Origin of the sequence: Kitasatospora sp. NPDC058478 (assembly GCF_042720345.1) — a bacterium.
In the GTDB taxonomy this organism is placed as follows: domain Bacteria; phylum Actinomycetota; class Actinomycetes; order Streptomycetales; family Streptomycetaceae; genus Kitasatospora.
Genome location: NZ_JBHXML010000018.1, coordinates 49517 through 70887, shown reverse-complemented (window position 1 = coordinate 70887; position 21371 = coordinate 49517). Strand labels below are relative to the sequence as shown.

20 protein-coding genes and 2 pseudogenes are annotated in these 21371 nt (G+C 70.0%); 12 read left to right on the top strand and 10 right to left on the bottom strand.

Annotated features, from left to right (window positions below; translation table 11 throughout):
- Positions 1-67 precede the first annotated feature (67 nt).
- A complete protein-coding gene (locus ACFWPT_RS12635) occupies positions 68-1534 on the top strand; it encodes an NF041680 family putative transposase (RefSeq protein WP_380481587.1) in 1467 nt (488 codons plus the stop codon).
- Between the two features lie 51 nt (positions 1535-1585).
- On the opposite strand, the gene ACFWPT_RS12630 is transcribed toward ACFWPT_RS12635, so the two are convergent.
- Positions 1586-1981: a hypothetical protein gene (locus tag ACFWPT_RS12630; protein WP_380371687.1), complete on the bottom strand. Its 396-nt coding sequence runs from the start codon at positions 1979-1981 to the stop codon at positions 1586-1588.
- A 258-nt stretch (positions 1982-2239) separates the two neighbouring features.
- Here ACFWPT_RS12630 and ACFWPT_RS12625 point away from each other — a divergent pair, with 258 nt between their 5' ends.
- Positions 2240-2716: an S-adenosylmethionine:tRNA ribosyltransferase-isomerase gene (locus ACFWPT_RS12625; RefSeq protein ID WP_380481585.1), complete on the top strand. Its 477-nt coding sequence runs from the start codon at positions 2240-2242 to the stop codon at positions 2714-2716.
- A gap of 129 nt (positions 2717-2845) precedes the next feature.
- Here the strand turns inward: ACFWPT_RS12625 and ACFWPT_RS12620 are convergent, their stop codons facing one another.
- Positions 2846-2980 carry a hypothetical protein gene (locus tag ACFWPT_RS12620; RefSeq protein ID WP_380371681.1) on the bottom strand — a complete coding sequence of 45 codons (135 nt, stop codon included), beginning with the start codon at positions 2978-2980 and terminating at the stop codon, positions 2846-2848.
- A gap of 209 nt (positions 2981-3189) precedes the next feature.
- Positions 3190-4398, bottom strand: a complete 1209-nt coding sequence (locus ACFWPT_RS12615; RefSeq protein WP_380371678.1) for a S8 family serine peptidase — start codon at positions 4396-4398, stop codon at positions 3190-3192.
- A gap of 413 nt (positions 4399-4811) precedes the next feature.
- On the opposite strand from ACFWPT_RS12615, the pseudogene ACFWPT_RS12610 reads away from it, so the two are divergent.
- A pseudogene (locus ACFWPT_RS12610) lies at positions 4812-5348 on the top strand (ISAzo13 family transposase); the annotation flags it as partial.
- 22 nt (positions 5349-5370) lie between these two features.
- On the opposite strand, the gene ACFWPT_RS12605 reads toward ACFWPT_RS12610, so the two are convergent.
- Together ACFWPT_RS12605 and ACFWPT_RS12600 are read right to left on the bottom strand one after the other, a co-directional pair.
- The gene (locus ACFWPT_RS12605; protein WP_380371675.1) at positions 5371-6021 is read right to left on the bottom strand and encodes a hypothetical protein; all 651 of its coding nucleotides are present in this window, start codon (positions 6019-6021) and stop codon (positions 5371-5373) included.
- A gap of 120 nt (positions 6022-6141) precedes the next feature.
- On the bottom strand, positions 6142-6312 hold the full coding sequence (locus ACFWPT_RS12600; protein ID WP_380371673.1) for a hypothetical protein: 171 nt from the start codon (positions 6310-6312) through the stop codon (positions 6142-6144).
- Positions 6313-6541: 229 nt separating this feature from the next.
- Between ACFWPT_RS12600 and ACFWPT_RS12595 the strand changes: the two genes are divergently transcribed.
- The gene (locus tag ACFWPT_RS12595; RefSeq protein WP_380371670.1) at positions 6542-6859 is read left to right on the top strand and encodes a hypothetical protein; all 318 of its coding nucleotides are present in this window, start codon (positions 6542-6544) and stop codon (positions 6857-6859) included.
- A gap of 513 nt (positions 6860-7372) precedes the next feature.
- Positions 7373-7557, top strand: a pseudogene (locus tag ACFWPT_RS12590) (DUF255 domain-containing protein); the annotation flags it as partial.
- Positions 7558-8356: 799 nt separating this feature from the next.
- On the opposite strand, the gene ACFWPT_RS12585 reads toward ACFWPT_RS12590, so the two are convergent.
- The 4 genes from ACFWPT_RS12585 to ACFWPT_RS12570 form a co-directional block, all read right to left on the bottom strand.
- Positions 8357-9505, bottom strand: coding sequence for a hypothetical protein (locus ACFWPT_RS12585; protein WP_380371667.1), 1149 nt, complete (start codon positions 9503-9505; stop codon positions 8357-8359).
- Positions 9506-9908: 403 nt separating this feature from the next.
- Positions 9909-10430 (bottom strand): hypothetical protein, encoded by a 522-nt coding sequence (locus tag ACFWPT_RS12580; RefSeq protein ID WP_380371664.1) that lies wholly within the window; start codon positions 10428-10430, stop codon positions 9909-9911.
- A gap of 148 nt (positions 10431-10578) precedes the next feature.
- Positions 10579-10764 (bottom strand): cytochrome P450, encoded by a 186-nt coding sequence (locus tag ACFWPT_RS12575; protein ID WP_380371662.1) that lies wholly within the window; start codon positions 10762-10764, stop codon positions 10579-10581.
- 26 nt (positions 10765-10790) lie between these two features.
- Positions 10791-11429, bottom strand: coding sequence for a cytochrome P450 (locus tag ACFWPT_RS12570; RefSeq protein ID WP_380371659.1), 639 nt, complete (start codon positions 11427-11429; stop codon positions 10791-10793).
- Positions 11430-11748: 319 nt separating this feature from the next.
- On the opposite strand from ACFWPT_RS12570, the gene ACFWPT_RS12565 reads away from it, so the two are divergent.
- The 4 genes from ACFWPT_RS12565 (at position 11749) to ACFWPT_RS12550 (ending at position 15747) form a co-directional block, all read left to right on the top strand.
- Positions 11749-12597, top strand: coding sequence for an aldo/keto reductase (locus tag ACFWPT_RS12565; RefSeq protein ID WP_380481582.1), 849 nt, complete (start codon positions 11749-11751; stop codon positions 12595-12597).
- A 270-nt stretch (positions 12598-12867) separates the two neighbouring features.
- Positions 12868-13767, top strand: a complete 900-nt coding sequence (locus ACFWPT_RS12560) for a cupin-like domain-containing protein (RefSeq protein WP_380371654.1) — start codon at positions 12868-12870, stop codon at positions 13765-13767.
- Positions 13768-13786: 19 nt separating this feature from the next.
- On the top strand, positions 13787-14647 hold the full coding sequence (locus ACFWPT_RS12555) for an SDR family NAD(P)-dependent oxidoreductase (RefSeq protein ID WP_380371652.1): 861 nt from the start codon (positions 13787-13789) through the stop codon (positions 14645-14647).
- Entirely contained in the window at positions 14644-15747 is a 1104-nt protein-coding gene (locus tag ACFWPT_RS12550; RefSeq protein WP_380371650.1) for an amidinotransferase, read from the top strand. The genes ACFWPT_RS12555 and ACFWPT_RS12550 overlap by 4 nt, the downstream gene beginning before the upstream one ends.
- Positions 15748-15784: 37 nt before the next feature.
- Here the strand turns inward: ACFWPT_RS12550 and ACFWPT_RS12545 are convergent, their stop codons facing one another.
- Positions 15785-17770 (bottom strand): B12-binding domain-containing radical SAM protein, encoded by a 1986-nt coding sequence (locus ACFWPT_RS12545; RefSeq protein ID WP_380371648.1) that lies wholly within the window; start codon positions 17768-17770, stop codon positions 15785-15787.
- 261 nt (positions 17771-18031) lie between these two features.
- Between ACFWPT_RS12545 and ACFWPT_RS12540 the strand changes: the two genes are divergently transcribed.
- The 3 genes from ACFWPT_RS12540 (at position 18032) to ACFWPT_RS12530 (ending at position 21359) form a co-directional block, all read left to right on the top strand.
- Positions 18032-19174 carry an amidohydrolase family protein gene (locus ACFWPT_RS12540; protein ID WP_380371645.1) on the top strand — a complete coding sequence of 381 codons (1143 nt, stop codon included), beginning with the start codon at positions 18032-18034 and terminating at the stop codon, positions 19172-19174.
- Between the two features lie 28 nt (positions 19175-19202).
- Positions 19203-20462, top strand: a complete 1260-nt coding sequence (locus tag ACFWPT_RS12535; protein ID WP_380481580.1) for a hypothetical protein — start codon at positions 19203-19205, stop codon at positions 20460-20462.
- 117 nt (positions 20463-20579) lie between these two features.
- Positions 20580-21359 carry a hypothetical protein gene (locus tag ACFWPT_RS12530; RefSeq protein WP_380424868.1) on the top strand — a complete coding sequence of 260 codons (780 nt, stop codon included), beginning with the start codon at positions 20580-20582 and terminating at the stop codon, positions 21357-21359.
- Positions 21360-21371 lie beyond the last annotated feature (12 nt).

The following is a 21371-nucleotide window of genomic DNA, read 5'->3' as shown; positions in this document are numbered from 1 at the left end:
CACGGCCTTCGTCTGATCATGTGCTCCGACCAAGGACGCACCTGAACTCGACGAAGGCTGTGGGGGAATGAGTCTGCTGCACCACGATGTCCGGCGGGAGCCGTTCGCTGAAGCGTCACACTTCCGGGAGGACTTCTTCGCGTGTCTGACCGCGCGGCGGGATGAGCTGTTCGAGCTTGCGGACGCGTTGTTGTGCGCGGACGGGCCGGTGACAGCGCCGGTGGCCCTGACGCTGCTGGCCGAGCACCGCCGCGGGCACGGCGCGATGTACGACGCGCTGAACCGTGGCCGCCTCGACCCGGTGCGGCTGCGGCGGACGCTGGCCGCGCTGCCCCAGCCGAAGGCAGCCGACAACCGGCTCGTCCTGGCCGTGGACGTGAGCAACTGGCTGCGGCCGGACGCCGAGTGCAGCCCGGACAGGCTGTTCTGCCACACCTACGGCCGTGGCCGGGACCAGCACCTGATGATCCCGGGCTGGCCGTACTCGTTCGTCGCCGCTCTCGAATCGGGCCGTACCTCGTGGTGCCAGCTGCTGGACGCGGTGCGGCTCGGTCCCGAGGACGACGTCGCCAAGGTCACCGCCCGCCAGGTTCGCCGTGTGGTCGAGGACCTGGTCGCCGGCGGACAGTGGCGCGAGGGCGATCCGGACGTCCTGGTCGTCTTCGACGCCGGCTACGACGCCCCACGCATGGCCCACCTTCTCGACGGACTGCCCGTCGAGGCCCTGGGGCGGATGCGCTCGGACCGCGTGATGCGCCTGCCGACACCCACGCAGCTGGAGTACGCCCGGGCCTATCCCCAGGGCGGGCGGCCGCCGAAGCACGGCAAGGAGTTCCGCTTCGCCAAACCCGAGACCTGGGGCGAACCCGACACGGCCACCGTCCAGGTCACCGACCGCTACGGCACCGCGAAGGCGATGGCCTGGGACCGTCTCCACCCCCGGCTCACTACTCGCTCCGCGTGGATCGACCACGACGGCGAACTACCCATCATCGAGGGGACGTTGATCCGCCTGGAGGTCGACCGCCTGCCCGGCGGCGGGGATCCGCTCCCGCTGTGGCTGTGGTCCTCCGCCACCGGCATGAGCACCGGCGACGTCGATCTGCGCTGGCAGGCGTTCCTGCGGAGATTCGACCTGGAGCACACGTTCCGGATGATCAAGCAGACCCTCGGCTGGACCCGCCCCAAGCTCCGCACCCCGCAGGCGGCGGACCGGTGGACGTGGCTGATCATCGTCGCGCACACCCAGCTCCGCCTCGCCCGGCCGCTCGCCGAGGACATCCGCCGGCCCTGGGAGAGACCGGTCGAACCGAACAAACTCACACCTGCCCGGGTCCGCCGGGGGTTCAGGAACCTCCGCCCGACCTTGCCATGCCCGGCCCGTGCGCCCAAACCCACCCGACCTGGCCCCGGCAGGCCGCTCGGCTCGAAGAACCAGCGGCCAGCCACCCGCTACGACGTGGGCAAAACCGTCCGGCGCCCCGAGACCATCATCGAACGCGACCGGATCAAACCACCACGGCAAGGCTCGTAAGACACGGGACCCTGACCTGCATTGACAATGCGCAGGAAGGAGCAGCGGCAGCTACGCGCTCGGCCGCCGGGTGGCCTTCCGGGTCGGGGGCTGGTTCTTGACGGCGCTGCAGGCCAGCAGTTCGGTGCCGGTGGCGTCGAGGTAGAGGGTGAAGAACCAGGACCGGTCCGGCGCGTCGAGGAGGCCGGTACGCAACGATACGTCCCGGTGCCGGGAGAGGATCTCGACCGACTCGTCGAGGCCGAGGGTGACCAGGCCGACCTTGCGTGCCCAGCCCAGCCGGGTGGCGGCGATGCCGCGCACCATCCAGTCGGGCGCGACCCCGCCAGAGAACCGCAGCTTGCCGCCGGCCAGGAGGGCCTCCCGCGCCGGGGCGCAGGCGGCGGTCTGGCCGGTGAGCATGGCGGCGAGATCGGGCCGGGCTGGGTGCTCGCTCTGGCTGGTCATGCCGAGACCGTAGTCACCGGCCGCTGGGCCGTGCCACCGGATTCGGGCAGCGGACTCCCCATGGCCGGAGCAACCTACCTTGAAATCAAGGAAGTTGAGCGAAATCAGCAGAGGCTGGTGACACCTCTGGCAGCGAAGACCGCTCCAGTGGTTAAAGAACAAGCTGAACGAGGTGCGCGAGCGGGGGGTCGCCGTCGCAGAGGTCACCCTGTTCCTCGCGGCCCGAACGGGCCGCGAGGTGCGCCGGATGTTCCGCCGATGGTCGCGCGGGGTGACGCCGGTGACCCGGCGGCCGAGGGCCGCACCGACGCGAGCTGCCTCGACGACGCAACCTGTCTCGACGGTACGACCTGTCTCGGCGCCGATTCCGGCTTCCCGCCGGCCGAACGCTACGAGATCACCGAAGAGGCCGCCGACCTGATCAATGAGCGCCGTGCGAGCGGCGGCCGGATCCTGGTGGTCGGCACCTCCGCACTGCGCACGCTGGAGACCGCGACCGGCGCCGACGGGCGTGTCCCCGCCGCGACCGGCCTCACTCGCCTGCGTATCACCCCGGGACACCGTGTCCGGGCCTGCGACGCCTTCATGACCAACCTCCACGAGCCCCGTTCCTCCGAACTCGTCCTGGCCGCCGCCCTCACCGGCCGGGACTTCCTCATGGACACCTACTGGCACGAACTCGTCCCCCGCGGCTACCGCTTCAACTACTTCGGCGACTCCATGCTGGTCACCTGAAAGGCTCTTCCAACACTCCACAGGCCCCCAGTGATGAGGGCGTCGCCCCGGGTACGTACGGTCCTGGGGCAACGCCCTCGTCACTGCTGGACCGGGCTCAGCACACCCCCGGTACTGCCTCGACGGTCATCAGTCAGCCAGGTCGCCGATGGAGTCCGCGCCGAACTCCCCGGTGTCGTCCGTCTCCTCGGCCTGGCCGTTTCGGGCCTCCTCGTCCTGGTTGCCCTGCGCGGCCTTGTCCTGGGGTTCATCCTTGGCGCCCATGAGCGTTCTCCGTTCAGTCGAAGGGTGATTGCCCTCGAATTATCCTCAGATCACCGAGGGTGTCCCGTATTTCGGTGATACGTCACCGGATCTGGTGACTCCTCAACAGTCGCTTACGTGCGGCGTATCCGCGCCGTGCGAACCGGCGAACGGCGATTCGCTTCAGGGCAGTCGGGTGCGTGCGCGCGGTCACCGACGCGCGGGGGTGCTCACAGCCCGTCGGTGTAGAGGAGGCGGTTGGGTGAGCCGGGGCTGATGAGGTTGACGACATCCTGGGTGGAGGTGTCGGTGAGCCGGCCGCTGATGTCCTGCGGACTGCCGGTTGGGTAGCGCTCCTTGAGGAGGGCGGCTGCTCCGGTGACGTGCGGGGTGGCCATGGAGGTGCCGCTCATGGCGACGGATCCGCCGCCGAGGCGGGCGGAGACGATGTCGACGCCGGGGGCGAAGGTGTTCAGGCAAGCGCCGAAGTTGCTGAAGCGGGCTTGCTGGTCGTCGCGGTCGGTGGCTCCGACCGTGAACGCCTTCGCCGCGCGGGCGGGTGAGGCGTCGCAGGCGTCCTTGGCCTTGTTGCCGGCCGAGACGACAGGCAGGACGCCCCGGTCCGCGACGGCGCTGACGGCCTCGTCGACCGACGCGGAGGCGCCGCCGCCGATGGAGGCGTTGAGGACCGCGGGCTGCCGGGCGTTGGCCGCGACCCAGTCGAAGCCGGCGAGGACACCGGCCGTGCTGCCCCTGCTCTTGCAGTCGAGAATCCGGACGGACACGAGTGAGACGTCGCGTGCCACTCCGTAGGTGGCGCCGCCGACGGTGCCCGCGACGTGGGTGCCGTGGCCGTGGCAGTCCTGCCCGTTCCGGCCGTCGCCGATCGCGTCGTACCCCGCGGTGGCCCGACCGCCGAACTCACTGTGGGCGAGGTCGATCCCGGTGTCGACGATGTACGCGGTCACGCCACGGCCGGTCCCGGTGACGTCGTACCGGCCGTCCAGCGGAAGGTGGCGCTGGTCGATCCGGTCCAGTCCCCAGCTCGCCGCGGGCACCGCCCGGCCACCGGACCGCGCCTGCGGGGCCGGTACCGCTACCGGCGGCGCGGAGTCGGCGCCGACCGTGGCGTTCTCCTCGACGGCCCTGACCGAGGGAAGAGTACGCACGGCGGTGAGCTGGGCCGGGGAGAGCCTGGCGGCGAACCCGACCAGAGCGCTCTGGTAGACGAACATCGGCTTGACACCGATCCGCTTCAGAACATCGGCCGGTGACACGGCCGGCTTCAGGCTGACGACGTACTCACCGGGGATCGCCCCCGAGGAACGCTCGACCGGCAGAGGGCTCGCCGCGGTGTCGGCCGCGGCCTCGGCGCCGGTGGCGGTCAGGGGGGCAAGCAGTAGGAGGGCCGTCGAGGCCCAGCGTGCGCGCAGGCGCATGCAAGCTCCAAGAGGTGCGGGTACGGAGCCGTTCACGGCGCGCAGTGTCCGCGAACGACGGACACCTCTTTGTTTCGTCCATGAGCTGCGGTGACTTGAACGGGGAACGCGGACGTCACCGCGCGCACGGCAGCGGGGCTCCGGCGTGGTCGCGAGATCGAACGCACCTACGGGCCGGTGGCGCGGACGGTGCCGGTGAAAGCAGCCGGGTCCCACCGGCGCATGGAGGTGGAGTCGGCCGGCCCGCCCCGGGCCTCACGGTACCCGACGGTGACGCCGGGGCTCGGATTGTACGTACGCAGGCACCACCCGGACCTCGCCTCGCCCCTGTACTTGTTTCGGACGGTGGAGAATCCGCCCGCGGCCCGTCCCTCCGGGAACCTCTTCGGAGCATACGATCTCGTTGATGTGGTGTGCGAATATCCGACGAGGTTCGGGGTCAGCTGGCGCGACGGTTCGAGGTCCTGCTCCCGCATTTGAACGAGCGTCAGCAGCGGTTGGCGCTGGCGGCCGAGGCCCGACTGCTTGGCCACGGGGGTGTGCGCCTGCTCGCGCGGACGGCCGGGGTCAGCGAGACGACGGTCCGCAAGGGCGTCTTCGAGCTCGAAGCCGGTGTCGATCCGCTGCCCGAGGGGCGCGCCCGACGCCCCGGCGGTGGGCGGATGCGGGCCGAGGCCGTTGACCCGTCTCTCGTCGCGGCGCTGATGGCGCTGGTCGAACCGGATGAGCGCGGTGATCCGATGTCGCCGCTGCGCTGGACGACGAAGGCGCTTCGGCACTTGGCCGCTGAGCTGTCCCGGCAGGGGCATCGCATCACCGCGCCCACGGTGGGCCAGCTGTTGAGGGAGCACGGGTTCAGCCTGCAGGGCACCGCCAAGACCCTGGAGGGCGATCAACCTCCCGACCGTGACGCGCAGTTCCGCTACACAAACGAGCAGGTCAAGGAGCACTAGGCCGCGGGTGAGCCTGTGATCAGCGTGGACGCAAAAAGAAGGAAAAGCTGCCTGACTTCCGCAGTTGGAAGGCATGTGGAGGCGTCCGATATGGGGTCTGAGCTGCGGGAACATGCGGGACGTGGCCGGGTGGGCGTGTGCCCACGCGGTTGCGTTGTGGCTGGTCAGGCGGGGTCTGCGGCGGTGACCGGGGTGGTGGTTTGATGCCGCAGACGCGGTAGATCGTGGCCTGCTCGCTGGTGAGCGGGGTGGTCTGGGTCAGCTGTCCGGCGTCGCCGGTGAGGGTGACCTCGTGGACGCGGCCCAGTTCGGTGCTGATCCGGTTCCAGGTCTGGCCGGTGTGGCGTTCGGCGACGCGGATCAGCAGCAGGGCGAGCCAGCAGAGCAGTACGTGCGCGCGGATGCGGTGTTCCAGGTGATGGAAGACCGGCCGCAGTTCCAGCACCGTCTTCAGGCCGCGAAATCCGCGCTCCGCTTCCAGGAGCGCCTTGTAGCCGACCGCGATCTCCTCGGCGGTCAGGTGCGGGTCGGAGCTGGTCAGCAGGCGGCCACGCCTCGAAGAGGTCCGGGTCAACCTCGTCGCGCGGATCGCCGAAGCGCACCGCGAAGGCTGGCTCGGCGAAGTCGACGGGCTCAGCATCAGCCTCGCCGCCGCCGAGGACAAGCTCACCCAGCTCGACACCGAACTCGCCCGCCGATCCGCCGTCGTCCACCTCGGCCTGCCCACCTTCACCCCGATCGCCACCAGAACCTCGCAGTTCAGAGAAGAGGGTCTGGGAGCGCAGGTAGTTCAGCTCGGTCCAGAACAGGCGGTCGCGGCTGAGGGCTGCGACGCCGTCGTGGACGATCGGCTCCATGCGACGTTGGTGGCCTCCGCGGTGAGCACGGCGGCCACCGACAGTTCCAGGTCGTCCATGCGGGACTCGGCTTCGGAGGCGTGGGTGAAGTCGGCGAGGTACACGCTGCGGCCCCTGCGCGACCCCGGTGCCGGCGAGGACTGAGCCCCTCCTGGCACGCCGAAGGGGCCGGCCCGGCCGGAATGATAAAAGTTCGAAGACGATCTTTTTCTCTTGCATAAACGATTCTTTTGATGACTGGCTTGCGCGCCGGGTTGCAATTATCTAGAGTGGAAGAGGCGGACATTCGCACTCGCGATAATGTGTATCCGCATCTAATCCACTGGAGGAATAGTGGCCCTGGAAGATGTCGTCCTGAAGTCGGCCGACGTGCTCGCCTACAACGAGAAGTCCGAGCACACCGGAATTCTCGTCTTCTTTGCCGAATATAATACCGCAGGAGCGGGCGGGAGCACCTCGGACATCATCTTGAAGGTGGATGGCGAAGAGAAGGTTAATCGCACGATCACCTCAAAGGAAGGTGGCCCGTACGCGGTCCACTACGTCGGTCACGTAAAGACCGGCCAGCAGGTGACGGTCACGGGCAGTGGTGACGATTACACGCGCGGACGTGCGACCGCCGATCTCTCGGTCGTCATCGAAACCAGCTGAGACGGCGTGCTCTCGCAGCGCCCCCTATCCTTTCCGGTGAGAGCGCAATGGCCTTGTGCGTGAAGTAGTTCCGGTACAGGTTTTGGCGCTGAGAAGGATCACGGCCGTGCGCTGGGGCCCTCAGCCCTCCGGCGGGATCGGAAGGGTCGGCAGTGTGGCTGCTGATTGTGCGGCATCACCCGGGTTCTCCCGATGCCCAATCTCCTCGGCAGGTGGCTGCCCAGGCGATTCGCGGCCCAGGGTCCGTGATTCGGCATTTTAATCATGATGGGTCTTCAGAACCCCTGAAGACCCATCATGATCAGTTAAATCTGTTTGCTCCTGGCGTAACCGAGCCGACCTCGGACAACACGGTCATTTCCGGAGCGGGACGCGGAGGTGAGCCCACGACATATCGCACACCTGGCCGAGGCCCCGTCCGGGCAAACTGCCCAGTGGGGGCCACCACGTGATGGGGCATAAGGCAAACCGGACGCAGCGATCCAGGAACTCTGCACTTCCGATGCCAGGGTTATGGGCTGTGAGAAGCAGGCTCGCGGGAACCGCTTGGGCTACATGACCTCGCCTTATCTACTCCAGTATGCTGAGAATCCGACCGCCTGGTGGCTCTGGGGGCGGAGGTCGAGCATCGAAATGTACCGATTCTGCTGTTGGCCGGGTACTCCTCTCATGCCTGGTGCCACGTGATGGCACACAAGTTGGATTGCTCGGGGTTCGCGAGCCGAGGTCGATCCGGTACGCGCCGGGTGTACATGACGAGCTCTCGGCTTCTGAAGGGAAGCTCCGGAGGTCGGCACCGGGAGGGTCGCACTCCGTCCACCGAGCCAGATGCGTGGGCGCTTACGAGGGTGCGAGCATGTTCGTTGAACACGCTCGGGCGCCGCTGTGCCATCCAGAACTGCAACCTCGGTGCGCGGCGACCACGAACCGCTATGGGAAGTCCTGGTCCAGCACCCGGGGTAGGTACGGCGGTCGGCCCGGCACCGGAACCCCAGGACCAGCCCGGCACAGGAATGACCTTTCAGGTGGTTTGGCACTGCAACCAAGCACTGCGGTGGTCTGATGACCGTAGGTTGACCCCGTGTAGTGACGTACCCGGCGGGGGTGTTGCGAGGTGGCCACGGCAGTTCCTGACGGATGTAGTGCGGCGAAGGGACGCGGTGCCGGATCGGCTGCGGGATGGTCTGACCCCCTCGACCTGGCCGGCTTCGCGCACCTTCACCGTGGCTTCGGCGGCTGCACGGAGAAGCTGAGTCTTGAGGCGGGCTGGACCGATCGCTGGACCGCGGCGCGCGGAAGCCGTCACCGTACGTGACTGCCTGGGGCCTTGATCTGGAGGCACGCGCGGGCGGCAGGGGGCTGTTTCCTGCCCCCGACGCGGCTACGCAGCGTGAACGGCCTGTCGGGTTGGCCGGCCGTGCGCGGCCCTGGGCTGAAGTGGGCGGGCCGCCGAGGTCAGGGTGCCCTGATCCGCGATGGGTGGTTGCGGCAGGCGATTCAGATGAGCCGGTTGCGGTGGGCGGCTGCGGCTTCGCGAACGAGTTGGGCGAAGTCGCTGCGGCTGCGGTCCTGCTGCTGGCCGGCCTGTTCGTCGTCGTCCCAGTCCTTGTCATCGCCGAAGTCGTCTTCGTCGTCGAGTTCGTCGTATTCGTCGTGGAAGAGCCAGCAGCCGTGGATGCCGGCGAGGAGGTCTTCGAGCAGGTCGGGGGCGGGGCGTTTGGGGTCGAGCGGGGTCAGGCGCAGGCCGGTGTCCTCGGGGTCGGTGTCCGGGCCGGTGTGCTGGGCGAGGTCGTCGTCGAGGTCTTCGAGTTGTCGGCGCAGGCCGGCGGGGTCGGGGAGGAGTCCGTCGGCGATGTGGAGGGCATGGCGCACGAGGCCGGTGACCGCGTCGTACGGGGAGGCGCCGGTTTCGAGGAGCTGGAGGACGAGGGTGGGGGTTTCGTGGGGGAGGGCTTCGATGTTGTCGGCTTCGAAGAGCACGGTGGTGGGGGAGTGCCCGGTGGCTTCGGCGGTGACCTCGGCTGCTGCCGCGAGCCAGTGAGCTGCGGCGACGGCCGCAGCGGTGGGATCGATGTCGGTGAACAGTGCCGCGGGGCCGAAGGGATCCTGTTCGAGGAGGCGGTCGGCGGCGGCGACCTGGACAGGGGAAGCACCTTCGCGGCTGAGGAGGACGGCCTGACGGGCGCGGCCGGCGAGGTCGCCGAGTTCGGCGTTCTCCACGGCGGCGAGCTCGGTGGCGACCTCGGCGAGGACGGCGTCGGTGAGGTCCGCGTAGTCGAGGGCGTGCAGGGCGCGGCCGGCGCGGTGCGCGGACTCGACCAGCGGGCTGTAGGAGACGTCGAGCATGCCGTCCTGGGGGAGGTTGGGCCGGGCGATGGCACCGGGAACCTCGTCGAATGCCTTGCGTTCCTCCGCGCGACGCCAGCCCTCGGAGTTGGGCTCCATGGAGGAGGCGGCGCTGGCCGGGTGGGTGTAGGTGCGCCACGCGGCCTCGGACAGGTGCGTGAGGGCGCGGGCCAGGCGCATCAGCGCGGCCGTGTCCGTACCGGCCGGGACGGCGGCGATACGGGTGGCGAGATCACCCTCGCCCGTTCCCCAGCTGGCGAGCAGCTCGAGCCGTTCGGGGTCGATGCTGTAGCGGGTCATGAAGCCGTACCTCCGGTGATCTGCCCGGCAACGCCGCCGGGCATCGAGCCATTCTGACGCATCGCCAGAAAGCGCCGGATCGTGCAACCGGCAGCGGTACGACCGCGAGAGAACGAGGCCTCCTCAGGGGCCGAGGCGTTTGAACCCGAGTTGCAGGCTTCTCGACGGGTTCGGATGAGACCAGCGGCGCGGTGGCATCACGGAGACCGGCGTGCTCGAGAGATCGCCGGACGCCGAGCCTGCCCGTTCCGCCGGTCAGGTACCTCGTCGAGGGGCTTCCGGGGAACCGGGTCAGCAGGTCCCCGGCCTGGTGCAACGATCACGGCGGTGTGCGGTCACGTGGGTGCCGAGGCCTACGGGCCGCAACGGTGTTCGTGAGGTGCCTTAGGATTCTGATGCACAGTCAGACATCGCTCGCCTGCCCGACCGGGGTGGGGACAGCGGCGGCCGGGGTGTGGAGGGCGAACAGGCAGCTCTTGAGGTGGTCGCTGAGCCACAGGGGCGTGGCGTGTTGCAGGGCGGTGCCCAGGTGGGCGTCAATGCCGACGGTGTACCTGCGCGCGGGCGCCGGACGCTCAGAGCCCTGGCGATGGTGCGGGCCACCGGCCGAGCGCTGGATGCGGGTGAGGAGTCTCGCGACACGGTCGTAGGCACCGGCATCGGCGGCGCGGAGGGCAGGCAGGTCGTCCTGGGCCCGCTGCCAGAAAGGGGTCGCGACGGCGCCCGGCTCGATGAGGATCACCTGTACGCCGTTGCGGCGGGTCTCCATGCGCGTCTTGAGGAGCTGGCCGGCCCGCAGGAATTCGACCAGGTTGTTGATCTCGGGTGTGTTACGGGGCCGGCGCTTCGGGCTGTCAGCCGAGAAGCACCGCAGGACTGCCTCATTGGGGTCGACCGTTCGGCGGAGTCGCTGCACCAGGCCCACGCGGCTCTGACAGGCCACAAGGGGCGACGCCCGCGTCACCGAACAGGCCGGGGCCCCTTCGTCCTTCCAGCCTGCCTTCGCCCTCATGCCGGGGCCCGCCGGGTGAGCGGTGCTGTGCGCGCCAGGGCTCGAATCCGGACTGGGTGAGTCACCAGGTGACGGGCAGTGATCGCATGCCGTAGATGAACGACTCCGTACAGAACGCCAGTTCGCTGCGGGGGATCGCCAGTCGTAGCCCGGGCAGTCGCCTGAACAGGGTGGCCAGGATGATCTGCAGCTCGGCGCGGGCCGGCGGCTGGCCGAGGCACTGGTGCACGCCGAAGCTGAAGGCCATGTGCCTTCGGGCCTCCCGGTCCAGGTCTAGCTCGTCGACAGAGCGGGAGCCGGCGCCGCCGAACACGCCTTGTCCCGGTTGGCGGTGGAGAGCAGCGCCATTACGGCCTCCCCGGCCCTGATCGTCGTATCGCCCAGCTCCACATCCTCCAACGCCACTCGGGGAAGCCCGGTGTGCACGATCGTCAGGAGACGCAGCAGCTCCTCCACCGCGCCAGGCACCGCGGCCGGGTCGGCTAGCCTGGCGGCCTGCTCAGGCTGATCCAGCAGCAGGGCAGTCGAGAGCGAGATCATGTTCGCAGTCGACTCGTGCCCGGCAACCAGCAGCAGGGCCCCGGTGTTGGCCACGTCGTCCAGGGTCAGGTTGTCGCGCGCGGCGAGCCGGCTGAGGATGTCGTCCTCCGGCTGCTCCAGCTTGCGCGCTGCCAGGCCGCGCATGTACTCCAAGATCTCTTCCTGGGCTGCGGTGAGTTCCTCCAGAGTGTTGAGCAGCGTCCGGCTCAGGTTCTGGAAGTGGTCCCTGTCGTCGTACGGCACGCCGAGAAGCCGGCAGATGACCAGCGAGGGTACCGGCAGCGCGAAGTCTGCGACCAGGTCGGCCTCCGCCCGGCCCTCGGTCATACGGTCCAGCGCCTCGTCCACGATCCGCTGGATGTCCGGCCGCATCGCCGCCACCCGCTTGACCAGGAAGTCCCCGGAGCACGCCCGGCGCAGCCGGGCGTCTCCGGGTCGTCCAGTCGCAGGAAGCTGGGGTCGGTGGCAATGAGCTCCCGGCGGCCCGGGACCCGCATCGGGAAGGCCGGGTAACGTGCGTCCGCGCTGAAGCGGCGGTCGGACAGGATGGTGCGGACCTCGGCGTGACCGGTGGCCAGCCAGCAGGACTCGCCCCCGGGCAGGACCGCCCGGGTGACCGCGCGCGCGGCGGCGGCCTCGGTGTACGCGGGTCTCCGCAGTCGGCCTGGGATGCAACGAGTTGGGAAGGTCCGTGGGGCTGGACCGCGCCCGCCCGATGGTCACCGCGGCGCTGGACGCCGGGGTGACGCTGTTCGACACGGCCGACGTCTACGGGGACTCCGAGTCCGTGCTCGGCGAATGCCTCCGGGGACAGCGCGAGAACGTCGTCCTGGCAACAAAGTTCGGCCATCAGAAACTGGCGATGGCGTACGGCCCCGCAGCCGGCGCCAAGGGTGGGCGTGCGTACATCCGCCGCGCCGTCGAAGCGTCCCTCAGGCGTCTCCGTACGGACTACATCGATCTCTATCAGATCCACACACCCGACCCGCACACTCCGGTGGAGGAGACCCTCGCCGCCCTGACCGAGCTGGTCCGGGAAGGGAAGGTCCGCTATGTCGGGAGCTCCAATTTCGCCGGCTGGCAGATCGCCGAGGCCGCGTGTACGGCCCGTTCCCAGGGATTCGAGCCCTTCGTATCCGCCCAGAACCACTGGTCACTGCTCAACCGGGATGTCGAGAACGAGGTCCTCCCGGCCGCACGCCGTTTCGGCCTCGGGGTACTGCCCTATTTCCCGCTGGCGAACGGACTGTTGACGGGCAAGGTACGGCGCGGCAGGGCCCTCCCGGAGGGAACCCGCATCAAGGAGAGCGCGTACCAGGTGACGGAGGCACGGCTCGACACCGTGGAGGCGCTGACCGCCTGGGGCGCGAAGAACGGTCGCAGTCTCCTGGAGATCGCGATCGGTTGCCTCGCCGCGTTCCCGGGTTGCACTTCGGTGATAGCAGGGGCCACGAATCCGGACCAGGTGCGGGCCAATGCGGCAGCGGGGCAGTGGATTCCCACCGCCCAGGAGATGAGCGAGATCCTGGAGCTGTTGTAGCAATGATCGTACCAACACCGTTCCGTGGGGCGGGTGGCGTCAAGGGTGGCCGAAAGCCGGACACCCGACAGCAATCTCGGCGTGAACGGGTCTATGCACAACTCTCGATCTCCCAGACCCTGGGGTGTCATGACCCCAATCGAACGGTCCGGCGCGGGACAGTCATCGGCTGGGCACGAGCCGACCGGCGTCCCGTCCGGGATGGCGGGTGAGGTGGCACCGATCCTTCGGGCGGCCGGGCTCACGGTCCGGCCCGTCGAACGCGCGCGTGTGGCTGATGTGGGCGCCCTCCGCCGGAGCGTCGCCGCCCGTTCCGGTCCGCTGGTCTGTTCCGGTCTGATGGATGACTGGCCTGCCGGCACGGCCTGGAACCCGGCGGAGCTCACGAAGCGGAACCCCGAGCGCCGGGTGACGGCCCTGATGGACCTCCCCGCCACCGGCGTGCTCTTCCCCCAGGACCAACGACGGTACGAACGGGAGCTGCCCTTCGGCGAGTTCCTCGACCGGATGACCACCGCCGGACCCGCCGCTCCCTGCTACCTCGCCTACCAGCGTGCCCACGAGATCTTCGATCCCGCCGACTGCGACTTCGCCTCCCTCCTACCGCCCGACGGCCACGGCACCGACACCCGGGTGTGGATCGGCTCCGCCGGGACGCGCTCCATGCTGCACTCCGACCTCAAGGACAACTTCTTCTGCCAGGTCTGGGGCGAGAAGAGCGTCATCCTGGTGTCCTGGCAGGACAGCAGGGCCGTCTATCCGTTCCCCGGCAATCTGGTGAACAGCCGGATCGACCTGGCAGACCCCGACCTGTCCCGGTTCCCCCGGCTTCGGAACGCCGTCCTGCACCATGCGCGGATGCGGCCGGGCGACCTGCTCTACATCCCGCGTGGCTGGTGGCACGACATCCGGGCCCACACGCCGTCCGTCTCGGTCAACCACTGGTTCGGCGAGCCGCTGGGACTGCCGGACTATCTGCGCCTGCTCGGGTTGCTCGGGCCCGCGTACTGGGGCGCCACCGCCCGCGACTTCGTGGTCCACGGGCTGCTGCGGCGCCAGGAATCGACGCGGTTCTTCTTCAGCCCCGCGTCCACCGGTCGGCGTCTCTACGACGCGCTGCGCACCGGCGACTTCTCCCGCGGCAACGACCCGAGCTCCGGCGCCCAGTAGAAGGGATCGCATGGCCGACATGCCTACAGAGTCAGTGAGTTCGGACAGTCCGCCGCGGCGGCGCGTCCTGGTCACCGGCGGCGCCTCGGGGATCGGTGCGGCCATCGCCCGCCGGTTCCTGGCGGACGGCCACCGCGTGGCCGTCCTGGACCGCGACCGCGAGGCGCTGGAATCCTTCGCGAAGGACTCGCCCCGGGTCGAACTGCTGCTGGCCGCCGACGTCGGGGACGAGGCCGAGCTGTGCGAGGCGCTCGCCGAGGCCGACGACGCCTGGGGCGGCGTGGACGTGGTGTGCAACAACGCCGGCATCAGCATCCGGAGCCCGTTCCTCGACACCTCGCTGGAGGACTGGGAGCGGACGCTGCGGGTGAACCTCACCGGGGCCTTCCTGGTGGCCCGCGAGACGGCCCGTCGGATGGTTGCCGGCGGGGGCGGGACGATCGTCAACACCGCCTCGGTCAGCGGACTGGTCGGCATGCCCGACTACGCCGCGTACAACGTCAGCAAGGCCGGGCTGATCGAGCTGACCCGGACGATGGCCCTGGAGCTGGCCCCACGCATCCGGGTGAACGCCGTCTGTCCGGGCTACGTCCTCACCCCGATGCAGCGGGCCGAGTACACCGATGAGCAGCTCGCCGACCAGGAAGGCCTGTTGCCGCTGGGAAGGCTCGGCCTGCCGGAGGAGATCGCCGCCCTGGTGGCCTACCTGGCGTCCCCGGAGGCGGCGTTCGTGACCGGGCAGTCCTTCGTGATCGACGGTGGGGAGACGGCGGGCGGGCTGGCCAGCCGGCCGACAGGCGAACCGTGGCGGGGGGCCGGCCGCGGCAACGACGTACCGGGGGCGCCGAACCCCGGTCGGGCTGAGGAACGGGGAACATGACGAGCGACGAATCACGGCCGTTCGGGGACCGGAGCGGCGCGGCGGGACCGGCGGTCAACTCGTACACCGAGTGGGACCCCCTGCGGGAGGTGGTGGTGGGGAGCCTGCTGGGCGCGGTGTTCCCCACCTGGCACGATTCGCTGGAACACACCATGCCGGAGTCCGCCTGGCCGGTCTTCCGGGAGCACGGCGGCTCGCCGCTGCCGGAGCGCCACCTCAAGGCCGCGGAGGCCGAACTCGACAACCTGGCCGAGGTGTTGACGGCCGAGGGCATCCGGGTGCGGCGGCCGGACGCCGCCCGGCACCACCGCCCCTTCCGCACTCCGGAGTGGGAGTCGGACGGCGGGCTCTACGCGGCGATGCCCAGGGACTCGCTGATCGTGGTGGGCGACGCGATCGTCGAGGCGCCGATGGCCTGGCGCTGCCGGTACCACGAGGCCGACGCCTTCCGCCCGCTGATCAAGTCGTACTTCCGTCGCGGTGCCCGGTGGCTGCCGGCGCCGCGCCCGCAGCTGACCGACGAGCTGTACCGCGGCGCGCACGACCCGGGGCGCTGGGCCGTGACCGAGTTCGAGCCGGTCTTCGACGCCGCCGACTTCCTGCGCTTCGGCCGGGACCTGATCGTGCAACGCAGCCACGTCACCAACGAGTTCGGCATCGACTGGATGCGCAGCGCGCTCGGCCCGGAGTTCGCCGTCCACACCGTGGAGACCGACGACGCCCACGCCATGCACATCGACGCCACCATCGCCGCGCTCGCCCCCGGCAAGCTACTGGTCCACCCCGGGCGGTACGTGCACTCCGAGCTGTTCGACGGCTGGGAGATCCTGCCCGCCCCTCCGCCGGCCCTGCCCGCGGACTGGCCGATGTACTTCTGCAGCCCGTGGGTGAGCATGAACGTGCTGTCCCTGGATCCGGAGACCGTGGTGGTGGAACGCCAGGAGCGGCCACTCATTGAGGCGTTGACGGCCTGGGGGTTCCGCTGCGTCGAGGTGGACTTCCGGCACGTCTACAGCTTCGGCGGGTCGTTCCACTGCGTCACGCTGGACACCGTGCGCGAGGGCGGTCCGGGCCGGTACCTGTCGGTTCCCGGGAGCTGAGTCCGGGTGCGGGGCGGCAGGGCCGCCCCGCACCCGTTCAGGAGGCGAACAGCACCCGGGAGTAGTCCGGGCGCAGCACGACGTTGTTGTCGTACAGGCAGTACCGCACGGCCAGCAGCGGCACCGACGGGTCGCCGGGTTCCACCGCCGTACGCACCGCCGCGAGGACCTCCTCGACGGAGCCGAACCGGGCGGCCAGCTCCGCGCACACCTCGTAGGCGGTGCGCCCGGTCCGGTCGTCCCAGTACCGGGGCAGGCCGATCCCCGCGAACGCCGAACGGACAGCGGGCAGTTCGGTCCCCACCGCCAGCTCCACCAGGGTCCGGGCGAGCGGGCCCTCGGACTCCGACCCGTCCGCCGGATCCAGCAACCGCCCGACGAGAGCCACGCCGCCGTCCGACGCGAGGGCCGCCCGGACGGTGCGCAGCTCCGCGCTGTCGCCCTCACCGCCGCTCCCCAGGCGGCCGCACCAGGCTGCCAGTTCACCCGCCCCGGCGTTCCGGGCGAGGAACCCCTGCCAGTCGAGGCGGGCACGGTGGGCGCGGGAGAGGTAGGTCGCCTCGACGTGGGCGAAGAACTCGTCCACCGCCCGGGCGCCGCCGAGCGCCGCGACCAGGGCGGGCGGGTAGCTGAAGGTCGGATACAGCAGGTCCACGGTTTCCAGCCGGCCCCGGGGGCCGACCGAGTAGGCCGCGTCGCCCGGTTCTCCGGTGATCCCATCGCCGAGGTCGAAGACCCGGGTGGCACGGGTGATCAGGGAGTCCTCGAAGCGCTCGGCCAGTCGCAGGTCGCTGACCGCGCGCAGCGTGGTCGAGACGGTCTCGGGGGTGGCGTAGGAGTTCCCGAGGAACATGTCCAGCCTCCGCGGCGGCACCGGCAGGCCGCGTGCCAGGCGGAACGCCTCCTCCTCCTCCAGCCAGTCGACCTGTGCCTGCACGGCGTGGCGGGCCCGGTACGGCACGCGGGTACGTTTGAGGTTCGCGTCGTCGTACGAGCCGAACTGGTTCCAGCTGGGTTCGAAGTGCGATTCCAGCAGCATCCGGATCTCGGCGCGTTCGAGCGCCGGGTTGGGCAGCAGGTAGCAGGTCCACTGCACCGGCCGGGGCCGGTCGCGGTTGAGCCGGCGCATGCGCGCCGCCAGCTCGAACAGCAGGTCGTTGCGGCCGATGTTGACCTCGGAGCAGACCATCCAGATCCGGGTGACACCGCGATCGGCCAGGAAGCGGATGTCGGTGAGCACGGCGTCCAGGTCCCGCACCCGGTGCCGCCGGCCCTTGACCATCGGCTCGGTGCAGAAGTAGCAGCGGTACGGGCAGCCGCGCTGCACCTCCACCGGCACGTGGACCTCGGGCTCGGGGCCGAGGACGCGTTCGGGGCCGTAGAAGTCCAGGAGGTCGCGCAGGATCTCCTCGGTGTACTCGGGGTGGTCCGTGGGGGGCAGGAAGACCCGCTCGTTGACGGTGTAGCGGTCGCCGTGGCGGTGGGCCAGGTTGGCGATGCCGCGCAGGTCGTGCCCGGCCAGGATGTCGTCCAGGCGGCCCATGATCTCGTCCGGTTCGCCGACCACCCCGTAGTCCGGCCGCAGCCGCTCCAGCAGGGCGTGCGGCCTGGTGGTGAAGCCGAAGCCGCCGAGCATGACCGGGGTGTCGGTCAGGTCCCGCAGGATGCCGATGAGTTCCTCGGTCTCGTGCATCGGCCAGTAGCTGTTGCGGCGTACCGGTGGGGCGCCGGGGAGGTCGGCGTCGGCGTAGTTCCAGATGAAGATCGAGTCCAGTTGCCGCAGGTGGATGCCGATGAGGCGGGGGTCGGTACGCTCCAGCACCGCGGCCAGCACCGAGCGCCACTCGGGCTTGGGGGTGCGCAGCAGGTCGAACCGGGCGGTGGTCAGGCCGTGCCGTTCGGCGATCGCCGAAACCTGGACGAACGCGTAGGGATAGATGGGCAGTGCCGGGTAGTTCGAGGCGCTCAGCAGCAGCAGGTCCACGCCGTGTCGCCCCGGTACCACTGGGATGGGGTCTGCCATGCTGGGGATGGTGACACATCGTCAGTCCTCTTCACCACCATACGGATCAGCGCAAGGTGTCCGGATCCTCACTCTCTGCGGTGCAACCCCTTGACCGGAGCATGCACCGGACAACAATGGATTCCACGCTCCTGCCGCTCCGGCCCTGCGGCGGACCCACGAGCTTCCGCGTGCCACCGCCTCGCCGTCGCCCGCACCGCACCGCACCGTACCGACCGGACCCGCCGCGACGGCCCCCTCCCTCCCGTGAGGAGTGAATCCTTGACCTTTCCCGTGCTCTCGGCCGACTCGCACGTCGTCGAACCCGTGCGCCTGTGGACCGAAGGACTGGAACGCAAGTACCGCGACCGCGCGCCCCGGGTCTCCTGGGACGCCGAGCGGCGCGGCTGGTACTTCACCTGCGACGACCTGCCCCCCGCCCTCGTCAACAGCCTCTACGCCACCGACGCCACCGCCGAGGGGTTCGTCACCGACGCCGAGACGGTGGTCGAGGCGGCCCGGCCGGGCGGCAGCGATCCGGCCGCGCGGCTGAAGGACATGGCCCTGGACGGAGTGGCCGGCGAGGTGCTCTACCCCAGCCTCGGCCTGCACCTGTTCTGGCTCTCCGACGGAGAGTTCCAGCGTGCCTGCTTCCGCGCCTACAACGACTGGCTCGCCGAGTACGTGCGCCACACCCCGGAGCGACTGGTCGGCCTCGGGCTGATCTCACTGTGGGACACCGAGGAGGCCGTACGGGAGCTGCGCCGTTGCCGCGAGCTGGGCCTGCGGGGCGCCGCGATCTGGGCCTCCACCCCCACCGAGCGGGACTTCGGCGGGGAGATCAACGACCCGTTCTGGCGGGAGGCCCAGGCCCTGGGCATGCCGGTGTCGATGCACTGCCTCACCGGCTACCGGGACAGCCCGAAGCTCTTCGACTACGACAGCCCGCTCGGCCGCATCCGGCGCAACATGGGCTACCCGGAGGAACTCCAGCACACCCTCACCGACCTGATCTTCTCCGGGGTCCTCCAGCGCTTCCCGGACCTCCAGGTCGTCCTGGCCGAGAACGACATCGGCTGGATCGCCTACCATTTGCTGCACGCCGATCGCATCTACGACAAGCTCGGCCCGGCCCTGCGCACCGACCTCACCATGGCGCCCAGCGCCTACTTCCGCCGCCAGGTGCACGCCACCTTCACCGAGGACGAGGTGGGCGTGCTCACCATGCGGCTGCTCGGCTCGGGGAACTTCCTCTGGGGCAGTGACTACCCGCACTACGAGGGAAGTTGGCCGAACTCCCGGCAGGTCCTGGACCTCGGGCTGCGGGACGCCGGCCCGCAGGCGCGGCAACAGGTGACCTCCGAGAACTGCGCCCGGCTCTACGGGTTCGACCTCGCCACCCTGGCCGCCGAACCGACCGAGTGACCCAGCCGTCCACCGCTAGGGAGCCCGCATGGCGGAGCAGAACGCGAACCGCTGGTACCGCTTCATCGACGACGACATCGAACGAAGGACCCGGACGAGTGTCGGCTTCACCAACCTGATCTCCACCCGCCCCTACCCGATGGACACCGGGACCTTCGAGGGTTTCATCGATCGCAACGCCCTGATCCGCGAGTACCTGCGGATCACCCGGGACGTCTTCCTGGCCAGCGTGCGCGGCGAGATCGACCCGGCCGTCGCGGACACCCTGCTCGCCCGCCAGCCCCCGGAACGCGACCACACCTACCACAAGAACCTGACTGAACGGCACCTGGAACTGCCCCGGTACTTCCGCACCGACGAGCCGGCCCCCGGCCAGATCGCCGAGGTGCAGTGCCCGGCGTCCGGCTGGGAGATCGCCGACCAGGTGCACGCGCTCTACCAGGCCTTCCCGGACGACTTCGGCGGCCCCTCACGACACCTCGGGGCGCCGATCGACAGCCTCGCCGACTCGCTCCGGGCCCGCTTCGGCGACGACCTCGTCGTCCACCACCTCACCGGCAACGCCTCCCGGCCGCACGGCGTCCAGTACACCGTGCAGCGACTGCGCGAGCGGGGCATCCGGCACTTCGGCTTCGACCGGGTGCACTGGAAGGACTGCGGGCTCGTGCGCGCCCACGAGTTCTACGACCTGCGCTACAACGGCTTCTTCGACCAGTGGATGGAGGCCTGCGAGCGCGGCGAACTCTTCTTCGACCACCCGCCGACCCCGCTCTACGACGCCAAGGTGACCATGGCCTGGCCGTTCTGGGAGAAGACCCGGCAGTACTACCCGGACCGGGTGCGCGGGCTCTTCCCGCACACCGAGATCGTCACCCCCGACGGCTTCCACCTGCCCGACGGCAGCTGGATCGGCCTGGACGAGTACTGCGCGCTCGGACAGGGCAAGCGCCGCTACTACCTCAAGTTCGGCAGCCATCACCCCACCCTGAACTGGGGCAGCCGCGCCGTCTACCACACGGGCAGCTTCTCCGGCGCGGCGCTGCGTGCCCTCTTCGACCGGGCCCTGGTCGACACGGCGGCCGGTCACCTCTGGGTCGCGCAGGACGCCCGCCTGCTGCCGGAACCGGCCACGGGCGTCACCCGGGACGGCGAGCAGGTGGGCTTCGACGCCTACACCAAGCTCAGCGGGTTCTACACCCCGGAGGGCCTGGCCGGAGTGATGGTCATGCAGGAGCGTGCCCACAAGGTGCACGGATCGCCGCAGACCGTGCTCAGCATCGCCTACTGACACCCCCCGACCCCGAACGAGGGAGAATCGCGGCCATGGCCGACCCGGGCGCGACCCCGACGCTGGCGGGACGCCGGCGTCGGGGTCGCGTACTTCCGCTTCCTGGAACGGGACGGCGTGGACTGGGACGCCTGGTGGGACGTCCTGTCCGGCCGCGTCGCCGGCACCATCTTCCGCGGCGCGCTGGCACCCGACGTCTGCGAGCGCACCTGCCGCCGTTTCTGGGCCAGTCCCCTGACCGTCAGTCCCCCGCAGGCCGTCCGCAGCACCGACCGCGTCGCCGGCCCGATCCTCGTCTCCTCCGGGAGCCTCGACGCCTACCTGGACGCGTCCGAACGCGCCCGCCCCGGCCTCGACGCGATCTGGGAGGGGCCGGGCCCGACCCTGCCCGATCTGCTGGAGGACTGCCGCGCGCACCTGGCCGGGCTCGGCGTCGAGCTGCGGCCGGCGGAACACGAGGGCCGACAGGCCGCCGTCTTCAAGCTGCGGTCGCGTGCCAACAGCGAGACCTTCGGCCTGCTGCCGCACGACGACGCCCCGTACGGCTGGATGAAGCCGCACCTGGCCGGCTTCGAAGTCATCCGGGTCCGACCAGTCTGCAACGCCCTCACCTGCCTGGAGAACGGCCCGGGCGGCGAGCTCGTCTACTGGAACGCCGCGCCCGGCCCCGAGGACCGCAGGGCCCTGGGGCTGCCGCCCGGGAGCTACGGCTACCCGCTGGAGGCCCTGGAAGGGGTGGAACGGATCACCCTGGAGATCCGCCCCGGAGACGTCTACGTGTTCGACGGCGGCAACGTCCACGCCGTCGCGCCCAGCGGACGACCGGACGTGCGCCGCACCGTGGCGCTCTGGTCGACCGGCCTGCTCGACGAGCGGACCGTCCTGCAGTGGGCCTGACCGGCCAGGCCG

Bases quoted from the DNA above. Each gene is read 5' to 3' on its own strand.
- ACFWPT_RS12635 (WP_380481587.1), top strand. From the start codon at position 68: ATGAGTCTGCTGCACCACGATGTCCGGCGGGAGCCGTTCGCTGAAGCG.
- ACFWPT_RS12630 (WP_380371687.1), bottom strand. From the start codon at position 1,981: ATGACCAGCCAGAGCGAGCACCCAGCCCGGCCCGATCTCGCCGCCATG.
- ACFWPT_RS12625 (WP_380481585.1), top strand. From the start codon at position 2,240: ATGGTCGCGCGGGGTGACGCCGGTGACCCGGCGGCCGAGGGCCGCACC.
- ACFWPT_RS12620 (WP_380371681.1), bottom strand. From the start codon at position 2,980: ATGGGCGCCAAGGATGAACCCCAGGACAAGGCCGCGCAGGGCAACCAG.
- ACFWPT_RS12615 (WP_380371678.1), bottom strand. From the start codon at position 4,398: ATGCGCCTGCGCGCACGCTGGGCCTCGACGGCCCTCCTACTGCTTGCC.
- ACFWPT_RS12585 (WP_380371667.1), bottom strand. From the start codon at position 9,505: ATGACCCGCTACAGCATCGACCCCGAACGGCTCGAGCTGCTCGCCAGC.
- ACFWPT_RS12575 (WP_380371662.1), bottom strand. From the start codon at position 10,764: ATGGCCTTCAGCTTCGGCGTGCACCAGTGCCTCGGCCAGCCGCCGGCC.
- ACFWPT_RS12570 (WP_380371659.1), bottom strand. From the start codon at position 11,429: ATGCGGCCGGACATCCAGCGGATCGTGGACGAGGCGCTGGACCGTATG.
- ACFWPT_RS12555 (WP_380371652.1), top strand. From the start codon at position 13,787: ATGCCTACAGAGTCAGTGAGTTCGGACAGTCCGCCGCGGCGGCGCGTC.
- ACFWPT_RS12550 (WP_380371650.1), top strand. From the start codon at position 14,644: ATGACGAGCGACGAATCACGGCCGTTCGGGGACCGGAGCGGCGCGGCG.
- ACFWPT_RS12545 (WP_380371648.1), bottom strand. From the start codon at position 17,770: ATGGCAGACCCCATCCCAGTGGTACCGGGGCGACACGGCGTGGACCTG.
- ACFWPT_RS12535 (WP_380481580.1), top strand. From the start codon at position 19,203: ATGGCGGAGCAGAACGCGAACCGCTGGTACCGCTTCATCGACGACGAC.